Raw genomic sequence first — 16796 nt, forward strand, 5'->3', positions numbered from 1 at the left:
CGGTGTGTGCGTGATCACAGGGTGCGCAGGAGCACCGCCGGTTGCTCCACGCAGTCCGCCACATAGCGCAGGAAGCCGCCCGCCGTGCCGCCGTCGCACACCCGGTGGTCGAAGGTGAGCGAGAGCTGGACGACCTGGCGCACCGCCAGCTCGCTCTCGTGCACCCACGGCTTGGGGACGATGCGGCCGACGCCGAGCATGGCCGCCTCGGGGTGGTTGATGATCGGCGTGGAGCCGTCGACGCCGAACACGCCGTAGTTGTTCAGCGTGAAGGTGCCGCCGGTCAGTTCGCCGGGGGTGAGGTGGCCGTCCCGGGCGGCGTCGGTGAGCCGGGCGAACTCGGCGGTGAGCCCCTCGGCGTCCAGGGTGTGCGCGTCGCGTACGACGGGCACGACGAGGCCCCGCTCGGTCTGCGCGGCGAACCCGAGGTGGACGTGGTCGAAGCGGACGACCTCCCGGGCCGCCACGTCGACGGTGGAGTTGAGCTCCGGGAACCGGGCCAGGGCCGCGGTGCAGATACGGGCGAGCAGGGCGAGGAGTGAGATCTTCGACCCGCCCGCAGCGTTCATGGCGGCGCGGGCGCGCATCAGTTCCGTCGCGTCGGCGTCCACCCAGCAGGTCGCGTCGGGAATCTCCCGACGGCTGCGGGAGAGCTTGTCGGCGACGGCGCCCCGGATGCCCTTGAGGGGAATCCGATGGCTTCCGGCGAGAGCGGAGGGCTCAGGCGACTGCTGTGCCTGTGCCGGCTGTTCCCGGGGGAGGGCCTCGCGCAGCGCGTTCTCCACGTCCGCCCGCAGGATCAGCCCGTCGGGCCCGGACCCCGTGAGTTCCCGCAGGTCCAGGCCGTTCTCCCGGGCGAGCCTGCGCACCAGGGGGGAGATCACGGGCACGGGCCGGTCCAGCGCCTCGGCCGGGACCGCCGGGACCGCCGGGGCCGCCGGGGCCGGAGCGACCGCGGTCGCGCGGGCGGCACCGGCGACCGTCGGCTGAGCCGGCCGCACCCGCCTGCGCCGCGCCGGCGCCTCCGACGTGCCGTAACCCACCAGCACGTTGCCCGAGCCCTCGGTGGGACCGGCCGCGTCGCCCGAGGTCGGCGTACCGACCGCCACCGTGATCAGCGGGGCCCCGACGGGCAGCTCCGTGCCCTCATCGCCGAAGCGGGCGGTGACCACGCCGCCGTAGGGGCAGGGCACCTCGACCATCGCCTTGGCCGTCTCGACCTCGACGACCGGCTGGTCGACGGCGACCACGTCACCGACCTGCACCAGCCAGCGGACGATCTCCGCCTCGGTGAGTCCCTCTCCGAGGTCGGGGAGCTTGAACTCCAGCACCTGTGCCATCAGTTCTCGGCCTCCCACTGCAGCCGCGCCACGGCGTCCAGGATGCGGTCGACGCCGGGCAGGTGATGCCGCTCCAGCATCGGCGGCGGGTAGGGAAGGTCGAACCCGGCGACCCGCAGCACCGGCGCCTCCAGGTGGTGGAAGCAGCGCTCCGTGACCCGGGCCGCGATCTCTCCTCCCGGCCCGCCGAAGGATCCCGACTCATGGACGACGACCGCGCGCCCGGTCCGCCGTACCGAGGCGCAGACCGTCTCGTCGTCGAAGGGCACCAGGGACCGCAGGTCGACGACCTCGAGGTCCCAGCCCTCGGCGCGCGCCGCCTCCGCGGCTTCGAGGCAGACCGGCACCGACGGCCCGTATGTGATCAGTGTGGCGCTGCGGCCCGGGCGCCGCACCACCGCGCGGCCTATCGGGTCGACGGTCTGCGGGTCCTGCGGGTTCCAGGCGTCCTTGGACCAGTACAGGCGCTTGGGTTCGAGGAAGACGACCGGGTCGTCGGAGGCGATGGCGGCGCGCAGCAGGCCGTAGGCGTCGGCGACCGTGGCGGGGGTGACGACGTGGAGGCCCGGGGTCGCCATGTAGTACGCCTCGGAGGAGTCGCTGTGGTGCTCAACGCCGCCGATGCCGCCGCCGTAGGGCACGCGGACGGTGATGGGCAGGGGCATGCGTCCCCGGGTGCGGTTGCGCATACGGGCGACATGGCTGATGAGCTGTTCGAACGCCGGGTAGGCGAAGGCGTCGAACTGCATCTCCACGACCGGGCGCAGGCCGTACATGGCCATGCCGACGGCGGTGCCGAGGATGCCCGCCTCGGCGAGCGGGGTGTCCGTGCAGCGGTCCTCGCCGAACTCCTTGGCGAGACCGTCGGTGACCCGGAACACGCCGCCGAGGGCGCCCACGTCCTCGCCCAGGACGTGCACGGACGGGTCGGCGGCCATCGCGTCGTGCAGCGCGCGCGTGAGGGCCTGCGCCATGGTGGCGGGCTTGAGGGCGACGGTGGTCATCGGTGCGCGCCTTCCTGCTCCGCCTCGAGCTCGGCCTGCAACAGGGAGCGCTGTTCCCGCAGTTGGGGGGTGTCTTCGGCGTACACGTGGGCGAACAGGTCCATCGGGTCCAGGGCCGGGTCCTGGTTCATGCGGGCGCGCAGGTCGGCGGCCATCGCCTCGGCGGCGTCGCGCGTGGACTGCTGTATGTGCTCGTCGAGCAGCCCGCGCGCGGTCAGTTCGTGCTCCAACAGTTGGATCGGGTCGTGCTCGCGCCAGGTCTCGACCTCGGCGTCGCCGCGGTAGCGGGTGGCGTCGTCGGCGTTGGTGTGGGCCTCGATGCGGTAGGTCACCGCCTCCACCAGGGTGGGGCCGCCGCCCTCGCGCGCGCGGCGCACGGCGTCGGCCAGCACCTCGTGCACGGCGGCGGCGTCGTTGCCGTCGACCAGGCGGCCCGGCATGCCGTATCCGACGGCCTTGTGGGCCAGCGTGGGGGCGGCGGTCTGCTTGGCGAGCGGGACGGAGATCGCGAAGCCGTTGTTCTGCACGAGGAAGACGACCGGCGCCTGCCAGACGGCGGCGAAGTTCAGCGCCTCGTGGAAGTCGCCCTCGCTGGTGCCGCCGTCACCGACCATGGCGAGCACGACCACGTCGTCGCCCTTGAGGCGGGCGGCGTGCGCGAGGCCGACGGCGTGCGGAAGCTGGGTGGCGAGCGGCGTGCACAGCGGCGCGACGCGGTGCTCGTAGGGGTCGTAGCCGGTGTGCCAGTCGCCGCGCAGCAGGGTGAGGGCCTCGACGGGGTCCACACCGCGGGCGACGACGGCGAGGGTGTCGCGGTAGCTGGGGAAGAGCCAGTCCCGCTCCTGGAGGACGAGCGCGGCGGCGACCTCGCAGGCCTCCTGGCCGGTGCTGGAGGGGTAGACGGCGAGTCTGCCCTGCTTGGTGAGGGCGGTGGCCTGGACGTTGTAGCGACGGCCGCGCACCAGCTGGGCGTACAGCCGGCGCAGCAGTTCGGGGTCGGCCTGCGCGGCCGCGTCGGTGCCGAGGACGCGGTACGGCTCCGCGTCGGGCAGCAGCGGCGCGGGGTCGGTACGGGGCTGCCAGGCGGGCGGCGGCGTGGGCCGGTACGTGCCCCGCTGCTCCATGACCGTCATGACGGCACCTCCTCGTGGAAGCGGCTACGGGAGGCGCGTCGAAGGTGATGCGCCTCACCTACCGATTGTTCGGTCGTCGGCACATTTTGGCTACGGGGCCCTTCAGGCTGTGGACAAACGGTTCTCCACAGCCTGAGATGGATGCAGTACGTCCATGGTAGGGAAGCGGGGGGACATGGCACCTGAACAAATGGCCGAAGGGGGGCCGGTCCCGGAGAGCGGTGTCCCGCTGCAGCCGCCGCGCCCGCTCGACGCCATCGATCAGGACATCCTGCAGATGCTCCAGGCGGACGGCCGCGCCTCGATACGGTCGGTCGCCGAGCGGGTCCACGTCTCGCGCGCCAACGCCTACGCACGGATCAACCGGCTCATCGAGGACGGCGTCATCCGCGGCTTCGGGGCCCGCGTGAACCACGAGCGGGCGGGCCAGGGCACCAGCGCCTACATCACGCTGAAGATCGTGCAGAACTCCTGGCGAACCGTGCGCGAGCAGCTCAGACAGCTGCCCGGCGCCTCCCACATCGCCCTCGTCGGGGGCGATTTCGATGTCCTGCTCCTGGTGCACACGCCCGACAACAGGGCGCTGCGCGAGGTGGTGCTCACCCGGCTCCAGGAGATCCCCGAGGTGCTCAGCACGCGCACGCTGCTGGTGTTCGAGGAGGAGGACCTGGAGCCACAGGGCTGAGCAGCCACAGGGCCGGCCCGCTCAGTCCGCCGTGCGCAGACCCTCGAAGACCAGCCGCACCACCGCGTCGGCCACCTCGCTCTCGACCATCCCCCGGCCGCCCGGCCGGTACCACTCGACGAGCGAGTTGATCATCCCGAAGACCAGCCGCGTCGCCAACCGCACGTCCATGTCTCCGCGTACGTCCCCGTCGGCGGCGGCCGCCCTCAGCAGATCGGCGACCCGGTGGTCGAAGTCGCGGCGCCGCTCCAGGGCCCACCGCTCGGTGTCGGTGTTGCCGCGCACGCGCAGCAGCAGCGTCACGTACGGCAGTTCGCCGATGAGCACCTCGACCATGCGCCGCACGACGTACTCCAGGCGCTGTGAGGCGTGCCCCACGCGCGCGTGCTCCTCGTCGAGGATCCCGAAGAGGCCGTCCAGGGCCCGGCTGACGGCCCGCCGCAGCAGTTCCTCCTTGCCGGCGACGTGGTGGTAGATCGACGACTTGGAGATGCCGGCGGCCTTGGAGAGGTGCTCCATGGAGGTGCCGTCGTAGCCGCGCTCGTTGAAGACCTGGACGGCGACCGAGAGCAGGGTCTCCGGGGTGTACGTGTCGCGTTTGGCGGTGGTCACGAGGCGCCCTCCCGCTTCTCGGTGGCGTAGGAGTGCCGGTAGAGCGCGAGGGACGGCGCGTAGCGGCCGGAGGGGTCGCGTTCGTGCAGGTCGTCCAGGAGGGAGCAGGCCCAGGTGCGGCCCAGCCTGCGGCTCCACTCGAAGGGGCCGAGGGGGTAGTTCACGCCCAGGCGCATCGCGGTGTCGATGTCCTCCTCGGTGGCCACGCCCTTGGCGACGGCGTCGTGCGCGAGGTCGACGATCCGCGCGACCGTACGGGCGACGATCATGCCGGGGACGTCGCCGATGACGCTGACGTCCTTGCCGAGCGCCTGGAACAGGCCGATCGCCTCGGACATGGTCTGGGTGGAGGTGTCCTGGGAGGCGGACAGGGCGATGCGGGTGGCCTTGCGGTAGTCGAGGGCGAGGTCGAAGTAGACGACGTCCCGGAACTCCACGGAGGTCTGGCCGTCGGCGAGGGCGAGCTGACCGTCGCCGGGGAGCACCAGACGGCTGCCGTGGTCCTCTTCCTCCTCGCGGACCTGGATGCCCGCCTCGCGGATCAGCGCGAGCAGTTCGGAGGCGGGGCCCAGGTTGCCCTCGGCGACGACGTAGGCGGGCGGCTGGGCCTTCTCCGCGGTGTGCGGCTCGGCCGGCTCGGCGCCCTCCCGGTAGTCGTACCAGCCGTGGCCGCTCTTGCGGCCCAGCCGGCCCGACTCGACCAGGCGGCGCTGGGCGAGCGAGGGCGTGAAACGCACGTCCTGGAAGAAGGACTGCCACACGGAGTGGGTGACCGACTCGTTGACGTCCTGCCCGATCAGGTCGGTCAGCTCGAAGGCGCCCATCCTGAAGCCGCCCGACTCGCGCAGGACGGCGTCGATGGTGGCCGGGTCGGCGCCCTGGGCCTCGTAGACGGCGAACGCCTCGGCGTAGAAGGGCCGCGCGATGCGGTTGACGATGAAGCCGGGGGTGTCGGCGCAGGCGACCGGCGTCTTGCCCCAGGTGCGGGCGGTCTCGTACGCGCGCGTGGCCGACGTGACGTCGGTGGCGTACCCGGAGACGACCTCGACGAGCGGCAACAGCGGCGCGGGGTTGAAGAAGTGCAGTCCCACGAAGCGGCCGGGGTTGCGCAGGGCGCCGGCGATGGCGGTCACCGACAGGGAGGACGTGTTGGTGGCGAGGAGGCAGTCCTCGCCGACGACGTCCTCCAGCTGCCGCAGCAGCTCCTGCTTGACCTCCAGGCGCTCGACCACGGCCTCGACGACCAGGGAGCAGTCCGCGAGGTCGGCGAGGCTCTCCGCGGCCCGCAGACGGGCACGTGCCTCGTCCCGGTCGGCGGCGGCCAGGCGGTCCTTCTCGACGAGCCGGTCGAGGCGCGCGCCGATCGCGGCGGCCGCCTCCCGGGCCCGTCCGGGAACGGCGTCGTACAGCCGCACCGGGTGGCCGGCGACCAGCGCGACCTGGGCGATGCCCTGGCCCATGGTGCCGGCGCCGACGACGGCCACGGGGCTGCTGAGGTCGAGTGCTGTCATGTGCGCGATCCTCCCGCACGGAGTTTTCCACAGATGCGGCAGGCCCCCTTGTCCCGACCGATCGTTCGGTTACTCTAACCCTGACTGGCCGTTCCTGCCCAGGGTTCCGCCAGGTCATGGGCTCGAAGAAGAGTTCTCACGACGAGGAGTTGGTCCCGCATGGCCACCGCCGAACTGACCACGCACGATCTGATCGCCCAGCACCGGCCCACCCTCGACCAGGCCCTGGAAACGATCCGCACCCGGGCGTACTGGTCCCCGCACCCGGAACACCCCAAGGCCTACGGGGAGAACGGCAGCCTGGACGCGGCGGCGGGCAAGGCCGCCTTCGAAGCCGTGCTGAACACCCGCCTCGACCTCGGCCAGCCCGGCACCGACGACTGGGTGGGCAACGAGGTCTCGCCGTACGGCATCGAGCTGGGCGTGACCTACCCGCACCCGGACCTGGAGACGCTGCTGCCCGCCATGCGGGCCGGACAGCGCGCCTGGCGGGACGCCGGCCCGGAGCTGCGCGCGGTGGTCTGCCTGGAGATCCTCAAGCGGATCAGCGAACGCACGCACGAGTTCACCCACGCGGTCATGCACACCTCCGGCCAGGCCTTCATGATGGCGTTCCAGGCGGGCGGCCCGCACGCCCAGGACCGCGGCCTGGAGGCGGTCGCCTACGCATACGCCGAGCAGGTCCGCACCCCGGGGACGGCGGAGTGGACCAAGCCGCAGGGCAAGCGCGACCCGCTGTCGATGACCAAGAGCTTCACGCCGGTCCCGCGCGGCACCGCCCTGCTCATCGGCTGCAACACCTTCCCCACGTGGAACGGCTACCCCGGCCTGTTCGCCTCCCTGGCCACCGGCAACGCGGTCCTGGTCAAGCCCCACCCGCGCGCGGTGCTGCCGCTCGCGCTGACCGTGGGCATCGCGCGCGAGGCACTCGCCGCGGCCGGCTTCGACCCGAACCTGGTCGCCCTGGCCGCCGAGCGGCCCGGCGAGGGCATCGCCAAGACCCTGGCCACCCGCCCCGAGATCAGGATCATCGACTACACCGGCTCGACCGCCTTCGGCGACTGGCTGGAGGCCAACGCCCGCCAGGCGCAGGTCTTCACCGAGAAGGCCGGCGTCAACACCGTGGTCGTGGAGTCCACCGCGAACTACAAGGGCATGCTCGCCAACCTGGCGTTCTCGCTGTCCCTGTACAGCGGCCAGATGTGCACCACCCCGCAGAACCTGCTGATCCCCCGCGAGGGCATCCGCACCGACGAGGGCCCGAAGACCTTCGACGAGGTCGTCGCCGACCTCGCCCGCGCGGTCGACGGCCTCCTCGGCGACGACGCGCGCGCGAACGGCCTGCTCGGCGCGATCGTCAACCCGGACGTCAAGGCCCGCCTGGAGGCCGCGGCGGGCCTCGGCGAGGTCGCCCTCGCCTCCCGTGAGGTGAGCAACCCGGAATTCCCGGACGCGGTCGTACGCACCCCTGTCATCGTCAAGCTGGACGGGGCCAAGCCGGACGACGAGGCCGCCTACATGAGCGAGTGCTTCGGCCCGGTCTCCTTCGCCGTCGCCGTCGACTCCGCGGCCGACGCGGTCGCCCTGCTGCGGCGCACGGTGCGCGAGCAGGGTGCGATGACGGTCGGCGCGTACACCACCGACGAGGAAGTCGAGGAGGCGATCCAGGAGGTCTGCCTGGAGGAGTCCGCCCAGCTGTCCTTCAACCTCACCGGCGGGGTCTACGTCAACCAGACGGCCGCGTTCTCCGACTTCCACGGCTCGGGCGGCAACCCGGCGGCCAACGCGGCCCTCACCGACGGCGCGTTCGTCGCCAACCGGTTCCGGGTGGTGGAGGTCCGCAGGGACGTCTAGGGACGTCCAAGGGCGTCCAGAGCCGCCGCCGTCTAGGGGCTGGGCTGAGGGACGTGCGGTGCGCCCCCGGTGGCGCTCCAGTGGTACAGCGTCATGGCCACACTGGTCGCGAGGTTGTAGCTGGAGACCTGGGGGCGCATCGGCAGGGCGAGGAGATGATCGGCACGCGCGCGCAGCTCCGCGGACAGCCCGCTGCGCTCGGAGCCGAAAGCGAGGAGGGCGTCGTCCGGCAGCTTGACGCCCCGGATGTCGTCGCCCTCCGGGTCCAGCGCGAACACCGGACCGGCCGGCAGCTCGTCGACGGTCAGCCGCTCCACGGCGGTCGCGAAGTGCAGCCCCGCCCCGCCGCGCACGACCGTCGGATGCCAGGGATCGAGCGTGCCGGTAGTGACCACCCCGGTCACCCCGAACCCGGCGGCCAGCCGGATCACCGCCCCCGCGTTGCCCAGGTTGCGCGGGTTGTCGAGGACCACCACGGGGGCGCTGCGGGGCGCGTGCGCCAGCCGCTCCAGGTTGTCCTCCCGCAAGGGCCGCACGGCCAGGGCCGCGACCGCGGTGGGATGCGGCCGCGGCACCAGCGAGGCGTACGTCGCCTCCGGGACCTCCGTCAGGAGCCCCGCCAGCGTCTCGCGCACGTCGGGAGCGAGCTCGTCGGCGAGCGCGAGCGTCGCCCGCCGGTCGGCCGTGACCGCCACCGGCACCTCCGCCCCGAAACGCACGGCGTGCTTGAGGGCGTGGAAACCGTCGAGCAGGACGGAGGCGTCGGCGAGCCTGCGCCACCGGCTAAGCGGATCGCGGCCGGCGCTCCCGGGGTCGGTCATGCCGTGAACCCTACGCGCGCGTGCTCGGGTTCCTCCTGGGCCGGCGGCTTCGCCGTCGCCGTACGGCCGCCGCCGGAGAACAGCCGTCCACGCGCGCGTGCCGCCCAGCCGCCCAGCCGCTGCAGGAACGGCGTCGGCAGGAACACGGCGTCCGTCGCGATCATCGCCAGCGAGAAGAACGGCAGGCCCAGCACCACGGCGATCACCGCGTGCTCGACCATCATCAATGCCAGCAGGACGTTCTTCAGCCGCCGGTTGAACAGGGTGAACGGGAAGGCCACCTGCACGATGACGGTCCCGTACGTCGCGAGCAGGACCATCGTGCCGCTGCCGGCCAGCAGGTCGGCGAGCGCGGGCCAGGGCGAGAAGTAGTCCAGGTGCAGCGGGTAGTACACGGCGGTGCCGTCCTGCCAGCGCGAGCCCTGGATCTTGTACCAGCCGGCCGTCGCGTAGATCAGACAGGCCTCGGTCATGATCACGACCAAAGCGCCGTTGTGCAGGATGTTGCCGATCACGTCGAGCAGGATCCGGGGCTCCGTCGACTTCCGCAGACGGCCGACGGCCCACCACAGGCCCTGCGCGACCCACGCCGTCCACAGAAGCGCCGGAATGCTCCACTCACTGTGGAAGCGGCCTGCGACCGTCACCGTGACCAGCACGAACCCGGCCGCGGCCCACAGGACGGGACCGACCCGGTCCGGGACCCGCTCCCCACGCGCGCGTGCCGCCTGCTCGCGCCGCGCCCGCCGCGCGTCCAGCGACCACACCTGACCGCAGCGCATGAACACGAGGTAGATCGACATCAGGTGCAGGACGTTGTCGCCGCCGTCACCCATGAAGACGCTGCGGTTCTGCAGCGAGAGCACACCGACCATGAACAGCACCGACATCGCACGGGTGCGCCAGCCCAGCAGCAGCAGCGCGCTGGAGAGCAGCGCGAGCGCGTACACGGCCTCGAACCAGCCCCGGCCGTCCGACCACATCAGGGCCGTGAACGCGCCGTTGGAGTCGATCAGCTGCCGGGCCAGCTCCCAGTCCCACGGGCCGTCGGGACCGTAGAGCTCCAGGCGGTGAGGGAACTCGCGCACCAGGAACAGCAGCCAGGTGGCGCTGAAGCCGATCCGGACCACAGCACTCTGGTAGGGCCCGAGCGCCGACTCGGTGACGCGGGCGATGGCGGTGGACACCGACAAGGAGAACCGGTTCACCTCGCGCCTCCCTCGATGGCGCCGTCCGGCACCGACCACCAGGGCAGCTCGCGGTACACCGGGCTCATCGACACCTTCTCGTCGCTCCACTTCGGCGGGGTCACATTGGTGGTCTGCGAACGGAGCTGGACCCGCTCGACGACACCGCCGTCACCGGCCGCGCCGCCACGCTCCAGCCGCAGCACCACGATGCGGCGCAGATACGTCTCCGAGAGCGCGCCGCGTATGCCCACCGCGCCGTTGTCGCTGCCGTGCGTGGACGTGTAGAAGTCCCAGGCGCGGCGCAGCTCGTTCTGCTGGGTGTGGCTCGGCAGCAGGTTGCCGTCGATGGCCCGCCCGTCCTGCGCGGACAGGTCGTACCAGCCGGTCGTCCTCGACCCGCCGCCCGCGGTCCGGACCTCGGCGCGGACCTGGACGGCGATGTTCTGCTGCAACGGGTTCGGCGCGAACAGCTTCCAGTTCTGCTCGAACTCCGGGTAGATCCATTCGTCGATCGCCTTGCCGTGCGCCTTGGTGACCGTGTTCGACGGCGCGACGTGCAGGAACACCATCCCGACATGCACACACACGGCGACCGCGACGACGGCGAGCGCCAGCGCGGCGCCGATCTGATAGCGCGGGGAGAGCGCGGCCACACCGGTGCGGGGCTCCGGGCGAGGGGGCTCGGGGCGAGGGTGCTCGGCCACGAGACCGGTGGCGGGGACGACACCGGTGGACGGGACGACGGCAGGCCAGGCGACGGGGCCGGTCAGCTCGACTCCAGGGCCTGATGCGGCGCCGGTCTGAGGAGTGACGGACTCGGCCCGGGGGCCGGGAACGGCGCCCTCCGCGGGGGACGCCCCGGTCACGGCGCTTGTTTCCGCTGCCGTTTCCGATTCCGCTGCCGATTCCGCCGCCGTCTCCGTGCCGGCCGTCGACTCTTCGTCCGCCTCCCCTGACGTGTTCGTCCTCTGCGGAGCGCCAGAGCCTCCGTCGTACGCGTCCATTCCGCCCCGTTCCCCGATCCCGGTCGTCTTCGCGCTGCGTCGCGCAATCGCGAACGGTACTCAGCCTCACCCGTTCGGCGCAGCCCTCCCCCCGCGGCGCCCGGACCGGGGCGGGGCGGGGTGGGGTGGGTTGTCCACAGGGGACGCCCGCAGGTTATCCACAGCGGTTGACACCTTACGACGGCCGTCCCACCATGGAATCGCACGGACCGAACGATCGGTCGGGAGAAGGCTCGGGCAGAGCCGCGGCCAGGGCACTGAGCTCAGGCCCAAGGTGAAGGGGGACCGCATGGCGACAGCAGCCGCGCACCAGACGGCCCGCACACAGCCGCACACCGCACCCAACAGCGCAAGCGACGGAAGCGGCGCCGACGAGGCGTACGAGCGCGCCTTCGACGCCACCGTGGCCACCGACGAGCGCATCGAGCCACGCGACTGGATGCCCGACGCCTACCGCGCGACGCTGGTACGCCAGATCGCCCAGCACGCCCACTCCGAGATCATCGGCATGCAGCCGGAAGCCAACTGGATCACCCGCGCGCCCTCCCTGCGCCGCAAGGCCATCCTGATGGCCAAGGTCCAGGACGAAGCGGGCCACGGCCTCTACCTGTACAGCGCGGCCGAAACCCTCGGCACCGGACGCGAGGAACTCCTCGACAAGCTCCACACCGGCCGCCAGAAATACTCCTCCATCTTCAACTACCCCACGCTGACCTGGGCGGACGTCGGCGCGATCGGCTGGCTGGTCGACGGCGCCGCGATCACCAACCAGGTCCCCCTGTGCCGCTGCTCCTACGGCCCGTACGCGCGCGCGATGGTCCGCATCTGCAAGGAGGAGTCCTTCCACCAGCGCCAGGGCTACGAACTGCTGCTCGCCCTCAGCCGCGGCACCACGGAGCAGCACGCGATGGCGCAGGACGCGGTGAACCGCTGGTGGTGGCCGTCGCTGATGATGTTCGGCCCGCCCGACGACGAGTCCGCGCACTCCGCGCAGTCCATGGCCTGGAAGATCAAGCGCCACTCGAACGACGAACTACGCCGACGCTTCGTCGACATCTGCGTCCCCCAAGCGGAATCCCTCGGCCTCACCCTCCCCGACCCCGACCTGAAGTGGAACGAGGAGCAGGGCCACCACGACTTCGGCCCCATCGACTGGACCGAGTTCAAGGAAGTCCTCAAGGGCAACGGCCCCTGCAACGAACAGCGGATAACGCAACGCAGGCGCGCACACGACGAGGGCGCATGGGTACGAGAAGCGGCCGCGGCCCACGCGGCCAAGCGCACCAGCGGGACGAAAACGGAAATGGAGCAGGCATGACGAACACCGACTGGCCCCTGTGGGAGGTCTTCGTGCGCTCCCGGCGCGGCCTCTCCCACACCCACGCCGGCAGCCTGCACGCACCGGACGCCGAGTTCGCCCTGCGCAACGCCCGCGACCTCTACACCCGGCGCGGCGAAGGCGTCTCGATCTGGGTCGTGCCCTCCTCGGCGGTCACGGCCTCCTCGCCCGACGAGAAGGACCCGTTCTTCGAACCGGCCGCCGACAAGCCGTACCGACACCCGACGTTCTACGAGATCCCGGAGGGGGTGAAGCACCTGTGACCACGCCGACGAACACACACACCAACGCCGCCGCCCTCGCCCTCGGCGACGACGCCCTGGTGCTCTCCCACCGCCTGGGGGAATGGATGGGCCACGCGCCCGTCCTCGAGGAGGAGGTCGCGCTCGCCAACATCGCACTCGACCTCCTGGGCCAGGCCCGGATCCTGCTGTCGATGGCCGGCGACGAGGACGAGTTGGCCTACCTGCGCGAGGAACGCGCCTTCCGCAACCTCCAGTTGGTCGAACAGCCCAACGGCGACTTCGCCCACACCATCGCCCGCCAGCTGTACTTCTCCACCTACCAGCACCTGCTGTACGCACAACTGGCGACCGGCGCAGGCCTGTTCGCGGGGCTCGCGGCGAAGGCCGTCAAGGAGGTCGCCTACCACCGCGACCACGCCGAGCAGTGGACACTGCGGCTCGGCGACGGCACCGAGCTCAGCCACGAGCGGATGCAGCGCGCCTGCGACGCGCTGTGGCGGTTCACCGGAGAGATGTTCCGCCCAGTGCACGGCCTCGACCTCGACGGGACCGACCTGGGCTCGGCCTGGCTGGAGTCGGTGAAGGACGTACTGGGACGGGCCGGCCTCACGGTGCCCGAAGGGCCGCGCACCGGAGCCTGGAGCGCCGGCGCGGGCCGCGAAGGCCTGCACACCGAGTCGTTCGGCCGGATGCTCGCCGAGATGCAACACCTGCACCGCAGCCACCCGGGGGCGTCATGGTGACGCTCACCCCGCTGGAGGCGGAACTCCTCGCGGTCGCCGGCTCGGTGCCCGACCCCGAGCTGCCCGTGCTCACCCTGCAGGAACTCGGTGTGCTGCGCGCGGTGCACCTACGCGACACGGACACCGTCGAAGTCGAACTGACCCCCACCTACACCGGCTGCCCCGCGATCGAGGCGATGTCCGCGGACATCGAAAAGGCGCTGCACGAGCACGGGGTGCGGGACGTCACCGTGCGCACCGTGCTCACACCCGCCTGGTCGACCGACGACATCTCCGCCGAAGGACGCCGCAAACTACGGGACTTCGGCATCGCCCCACCACGCAGCACCCGGTCCGCTCCGGGCCCGGTGACCCTGACGCTGGGCCCGACGCACACCCTCCACAGCGAACCGGAAAACGTGCCGGACGAACCGGTCCGCTGCCCGCACTGCGGTTGCGCCGACACCGAACTGCTCAGCCGCTTCTCCTCCACCGCCTGCAAGGCACTACGGCGCTGCCTCGCCTGCCGAGAACCCTTCGACCACTTCAAGGAGTTGTGATGGCCCGCTTCCACCCGCTCCAGGTGGCCGCGGTGGACCGCCTCACGGACGACTCCGTCGCCCTCACCCTCATGGTCCCCGACGAGCTCCGCGAGGAGTACCGGCACACCCCAGGACAGCATCTCGCCCTGCGCCGCGTGGTCGACGGAACCGAGGTCCGGCGCACCTACTCCATCTGCTCGCCCGCACCCGACCCCGACAGCGAGGGACCCGGCACCCTGCGGGTGGGCGTGCGCCTGGTCGAGGACGGAGCCTTCTCGACGTACGCGCTCAAGGAGATCAACCCCGGCGACCAGCTGGAGGTGATGACTCCGGCCGGCCGGTTCACCCTCGACCCCGCCCCCGGGCTGTACGCGGCGATCGTCGGCGGCAGCGGCATCACCCCGGTGCTGTCGATCGCCTCGACACTGCTGGCCCGCGAGCCCGCAGCGCGGTTCTGCCTCATACGCAGCGACCGGACGGCCGCCTCGACGATGTTCTTGGAGGAGGTCGCCGACCTCAAGGACCGCTTCCCCGAGCGACTGCACCTGGTCACCGTGCTCTCCCGCGAGGAACAGCAGGCAGGGCTGCCCTCCGGGCGGCTGGACCAGGAACGGCTCACCGGGCTGCTCCCGTCGCTGCTGCCGGTGGAACACGTCGCAGGATGGTTCCTGTGCGGACCGTTCGGGCTCGTACAGGGCGCCGAGCGGGCACTGCGGGAGCTCGGGGTCGCGCGGTCCCGGATCCACGAGGAGATCTTCCACGTCGACGTCGCGACCCCGCCGGTGCGCACGGCCGCCCCCGCACACAGCACCGTGACCGCCCGGCTCGACGGCCGCGGCGGAAGCTGGCCCGTACGCGACGGGGAGTCGGTCCTCGAGACGGTGCTGCGCAACCGGCCCGACGCGCCCTACGCCTGCAAGGGCGGCGTGTGCGGAACCTGCCGGGCCTTCCTGGTCTCCGGCGAGGTCCGCATGGACCGCAACTTCGCGCTGGAGCCGGAGGAGACGGACTCCGGGTACGTGCTGGCGTGCCAGTCGCATCCGCTGACGGAGGCGGTGGAGGTGGACTTCGACCGGTGAGGAGCGGGGCCCCGGCTACTGTTCCCTTCTTCTAGAACCTGTTCTATCTTGACGCTCCGTCAGATCAGCTGACCCGTCGGGAGGACAGGCCGTGGACTTCACCTTCACCGAGGAGCAGCAGGCGGCAGCCGAGGCAGCGCGGGGAGTATTCGCCGCGGTCGCTCCCGACAGCGTGCCGAGCCCGGCGCTCACCAAGGGCGCCGTGGCCGACGGCTTCGACCGCGCACTGTGGTCCAGGCTCGCCGCGGCGGACCTGCTGAGCCTGCTCCTCGACGAGGAGTCCGGCGGATCGGGCCTCGATGCGATCGCGCTCTGCCTCGTCCTGCGCGAGTCGGCGAAAGTGCTGGCACGAACACCGCTACTGGAGAACAGCGCCGCCATGGCCGCCGTACAGGCCTACGGCAGCCCGGAGTTGAGGTCGACGCTCCTCACCCGCGCCGGGCGGGGCGAAGTCGTCCTGACCGTCGCCACGAACGGCCGCACGGGCCACGACCCGGCCGAACTAGCCGTCACCGCCCGCCAGGACGGCACCAACGCCATCAACGGCGCGGGAGACTCCGGCGGTCAGTGGCTGCTGGACGGGGTGCAGACGGCAGTGTCGTGGGCGCACGACGCCGACTTCGTCGTCGTACCGGCGCGCACCGGCGACGACCGGAGCATCCTCGCCGTCGTCCCCCGCGAACACGAAGGAGTCGAACTCGCCGAGCAGATCTCCACCACCGGCGAACGGCTCGGCGAACTACGCCTCGACTCGGCGCGGATCGCCGACCGGGACGTCATCACCGCCGACGGCGCCTGGGAGTGGCTGCGCACCCTGCTGACCACCGGCACCTGCGCCCTGGCACTCGGTCTGGGCGAACGCGTACTGGCGATGACCAGCGACTACGCCGGCAAGCGGGAACAGTTCGGGCACCCCATCGCCAGCTTCCAGGCCGTCGCCGTCCAGGCCGCCGACCGCTACATCGACCTGCGCGCAATGGAGGTCACCCTGTGGCAGGCCGCCTGGCGGATCACCTCCGGGGCGCCGGGAGCACTGCCCGCCTCGGGTGACGTCGCCGTGGCCAAGATCTGGGCCTCGGAGGGCGTACGGCGCATCGTGCAGACCGCTCAGCATCTGCACGGGGGCTTCGGCGCCGACGTCGACTACCCACTGCACCGCTACCACGCCTGGGCCAAGCACCTGGAACTGTCGCTCGGCCCCGCCGCGGCACACGAGGAGACACTCGGCGACCTACTGGCCGCCCACCCCCTCGGCTGACCGACGGCGACACACCCACACAGCACCCGCCGCCGGCCGCCACTCTCCAGCCGCCTACAGAACGAAGCCCGGCCGGCCCTCGTCCGTGACGACGAGACGGCCCGCGGCGGCCCAGATCTGCATGCCGCCGTCGACGTTCACGGCGTCCAGGCCCTGCTGGACGAGATACATCGTGACCTGGGCCGAACGACCGCCGGAACGGCAGATCACATGGACCCGCCCGTCCTGCGGAGCCGCCTCGGTCAGCTCGCCATAGCGGGCGACGAAGTCGCTGATGGGGATGTGCAGTGCCCCTTCGGCATGGCCCGCCTGCCACTCGTCGTCCTCACGGACGTCCAGCAGGAAGTCGCCGTCCTTGAGGTCTCCGACCTCGACCGTGGGCACACCAGCTCCGAAACTCATGCCCCCGACGCTACCCGACCGGGCACCGGCCACGACGGCCCCACCAGCCAGGCAG

General features: G+C 71.7%; 17 protein-coding genes. 8 read left to right on the forward strand and 9 right to left on the reverse strand.

What is annotated here, in order from left to right; genetic code table 11:
• Positions 1 to 14: 14 nt before the first annotated feature.
• Genes ACIBAF_RS27275 through pdhA form a run of 3 tightly spaced genes read right to left on the reverse strand, consistent with a single transcriptional unit; the run spans position 15 to position 3477 of the window.
• Positions 15 to 1340 (reverse strand): dihydrolipoamide acetyltransferase family protein, encoded by a 1326-nt coding sequence (locus tag ACIBAF_RS27275; RefSeq protein WP_399466452.1) that lies wholly within the window; start codon positions 1338 to 1340, stop codon positions 15 to 17.
• Positions 1340 to 2344 (reverse strand): alpha-ketoacid dehydrogenase subunit beta, encoded by a 1005-nt coding sequence (locus ACIBAF_RS27280; RefSeq protein WP_399466454.1) that lies wholly within the window; start codon positions 2342 to 2344, stop codon positions 1340 to 1342. Before ACIBAF_RS27280 ends, ACIBAF_RS27275 begins: the two co-directional genes overlap by 1 nt.
• Entirely contained in the window at positions 2341 to 3477 is a 1137-nt protein-coding gene (gene pdhA / locus ACIBAF_RS27285; RefSeq protein WP_399466456.1) for a pyruvate dehydrogenase (acetyl-transferring) E1 component subunit alpha, read from the reverse strand. The genes ACIBAF_RS27280 and pdhA overlap by 4 nt, the downstream gene beginning before the upstream one ends.
• Before the next feature lie 175 nt (positions 3478 to 3652).
• On the opposite strand from pdhA, the gene ACIBAF_RS27290 reads away from it, so the two are divergent.
• On the forward strand, positions 3653 to 4162 hold the full coding sequence (locus ACIBAF_RS27290) for an Lrp/AsnC family transcriptional regulator (protein ID WP_399466458.1): 510 nt from the start codon (positions 3653 to 3655) through the stop codon (positions 4160 to 4162).
• Positions 4163 to 4183: 21 nt separating this feature from the next.
• Here the strand turns inward: ACIBAF_RS27290 and ACIBAF_RS27295 are convergent, their stop codons facing one another.
• Both ACIBAF_RS27295 and ACIBAF_RS27300 read right to left on the reverse strand, forming a co-directional pair.
• The gene (locus tag ACIBAF_RS27295) at positions 4184 to 4774 is read right to left on the reverse strand and encodes a TetR/AcrR family transcriptional regulator (protein WP_399466460.1); all 591 of its coding nucleotides are present in this window, start codon (positions 4772 to 4774) and stop codon (positions 4184 to 4186) included.
• Positions 4771 to 6285 (reverse strand): 3-hydroxyacyl-CoA dehydrogenase, encoded by a 1515-nt coding sequence (locus ACIBAF_RS27300; protein ID WP_399466462.1) that lies wholly within the window; start codon positions 6283 to 6285, stop codon positions 4771 to 4773. The genes ACIBAF_RS27295 and ACIBAF_RS27300 overlap by 4 nt, the downstream gene beginning before the upstream one ends.
• Positions 6286 to 6444: 159 nt before the next feature.
• Between ACIBAF_RS27300 and paaN the strand changes: the two genes are divergently transcribed.
• Positions 6445 to 8139 carry a phenylacetic acid degradation protein PaaN gene (gene paaN / locus ACIBAF_RS27305; protein ID WP_399466463.1) on the forward strand — a complete coding sequence of 565 codons (1695 nt, stop codon included), beginning with the start codon at positions 6445 to 6447 and terminating at the stop codon, positions 8137 to 8139.
• Between the two features lie 32 nt (positions 8140 to 8171).
• Here paaN and ACIBAF_RS27310 read toward each other — a convergent pair whose 3' ends face one another.
• The 3 genes from ACIBAF_RS27310 to ACIBAF_RS27320 are packed head-to-tail and all read right to left on the reverse strand — an operon-like array spanning position 8172 to position 11154.
• On the reverse strand, positions 8172 to 8960 hold the full coding sequence (locus ACIBAF_RS27310) for a TrmH family RNA methyltransferase (RefSeq protein ID WP_399466465.1): 789 nt from the start codon (positions 8958 to 8960) through the stop codon (positions 8172 to 8174).
• Entirely contained in the window at positions 8957 to 10168 is a 1212-nt protein-coding gene (locus ACIBAF_RS27315) for an HTTM domain-containing protein (RefSeq protein WP_399466467.1), read from the reverse strand. Before ACIBAF_RS27315 ends, ACIBAF_RS27310 begins: the two co-directional genes overlap by 4 nt.
• Positions 10165 to 11154: a DUF5819 family protein gene (locus tag ACIBAF_RS27320; protein WP_399466469.1), complete on the reverse strand. Its 990-nt coding sequence runs from the start codon at positions 11152 to 11154 to the stop codon at positions 10165 to 10167. Before ACIBAF_RS27320 ends, ACIBAF_RS27315 begins: the two co-directional genes overlap by 4 nt.
• Positions 11155 to 11443: 289 nt before the next feature.
• Between ACIBAF_RS27320 and paaA the strand changes: the two genes are divergently transcribed.
• The 6 genes from paaA (at position 11444) to ACIBAF_RS27350 (ending at position 16339) form a co-directional block, all read left to right on the forward strand.
• Positions 11444 to 12472, forward strand: coding sequence for a 1,2-phenylacetyl-CoA epoxidase subunit PaaA (gene paaA, locus ACIBAF_RS27325; RefSeq protein WP_399466471.1), 1029 nt, complete (start codon positions 11444 to 11446; stop codon positions 12470 to 12472).
• Positions 12469 to 12756 carry a 1,2-phenylacetyl-CoA epoxidase subunit PaaB gene (paaB, locus tag ACIBAF_RS27330; protein ID WP_319337667.1) on the forward strand — a complete coding sequence of 96 codons (288 nt, stop codon included), beginning with the start codon at positions 12469 to 12471 and terminating at the stop codon, positions 12754 to 12756. The genes paaA and paaB overlap by 4 nt, the downstream gene beginning before the upstream one ends.
• A complete protein-coding gene (paaC, locus tag ACIBAF_RS27335) occupies positions 12753 to 13481 on the forward strand; it encodes a 1,2-phenylacetyl-CoA epoxidase subunit PaaC (RefSeq protein WP_399466473.1) in 729 nt (242 codons plus the stop codon). The genes paaB and paaC overlap by 4 nt, the downstream gene beginning before the upstream one ends.
• Positions 13475 to 14020, forward strand: coding sequence for a 1,2-phenylacetyl-CoA epoxidase subunit PaaD (paaD, locus tag ACIBAF_RS27340; protein ID WP_399466475.1), 546 nt, complete (start codon positions 13475 to 13477; stop codon positions 14018 to 14020). The genes paaC and paaD overlap by 7 nt, the downstream gene beginning before the upstream one ends.
• Entirely contained in the window at positions 14020 to 15081 is a 1062-nt protein-coding gene (locus ACIBAF_RS27345) for a 2Fe-2S iron-sulfur cluster-binding protein (protein ID WP_399466477.1), read from the forward strand. Before paaD ends, ACIBAF_RS27345 begins: the two co-directional genes overlap by 1 nt.
• Positions 15082 to 15172: 91 nt before the next feature.
• Positions 15173 to 16339, forward strand: a complete 1167-nt coding sequence (locus ACIBAF_RS27350) for an acyl-CoA dehydrogenase family protein (RefSeq protein WP_399466478.1) — start codon at positions 15173 to 15175, stop codon at positions 16337 to 16339.
• 54 nt (positions 16340 to 16393) lie between these two features.
• Here the strand turns inward: ACIBAF_RS27350 and ACIBAF_RS27355 are convergent, their stop codons facing one another.
• Positions 16394 to 16723, reverse strand: a complete 330-nt coding sequence (locus ACIBAF_RS27355) for a rhodanese-like domain-containing protein (RefSeq protein ID WP_399466559.1) — start codon at positions 16721 to 16723, stop codon at positions 16394 to 16396.
• Positions 16724 to 16796 lie beyond the last annotated feature (73 nt).

It is taken from the genome of Streptomyces sp. NPDC051677 (assembly GCF_044453465.1).
Taxonomy (GTDB): domain Bacteria; phylum Actinomycetota; class Actinomycetes; order Streptomycetales; family Streptomycetaceae; genus Streptomyces.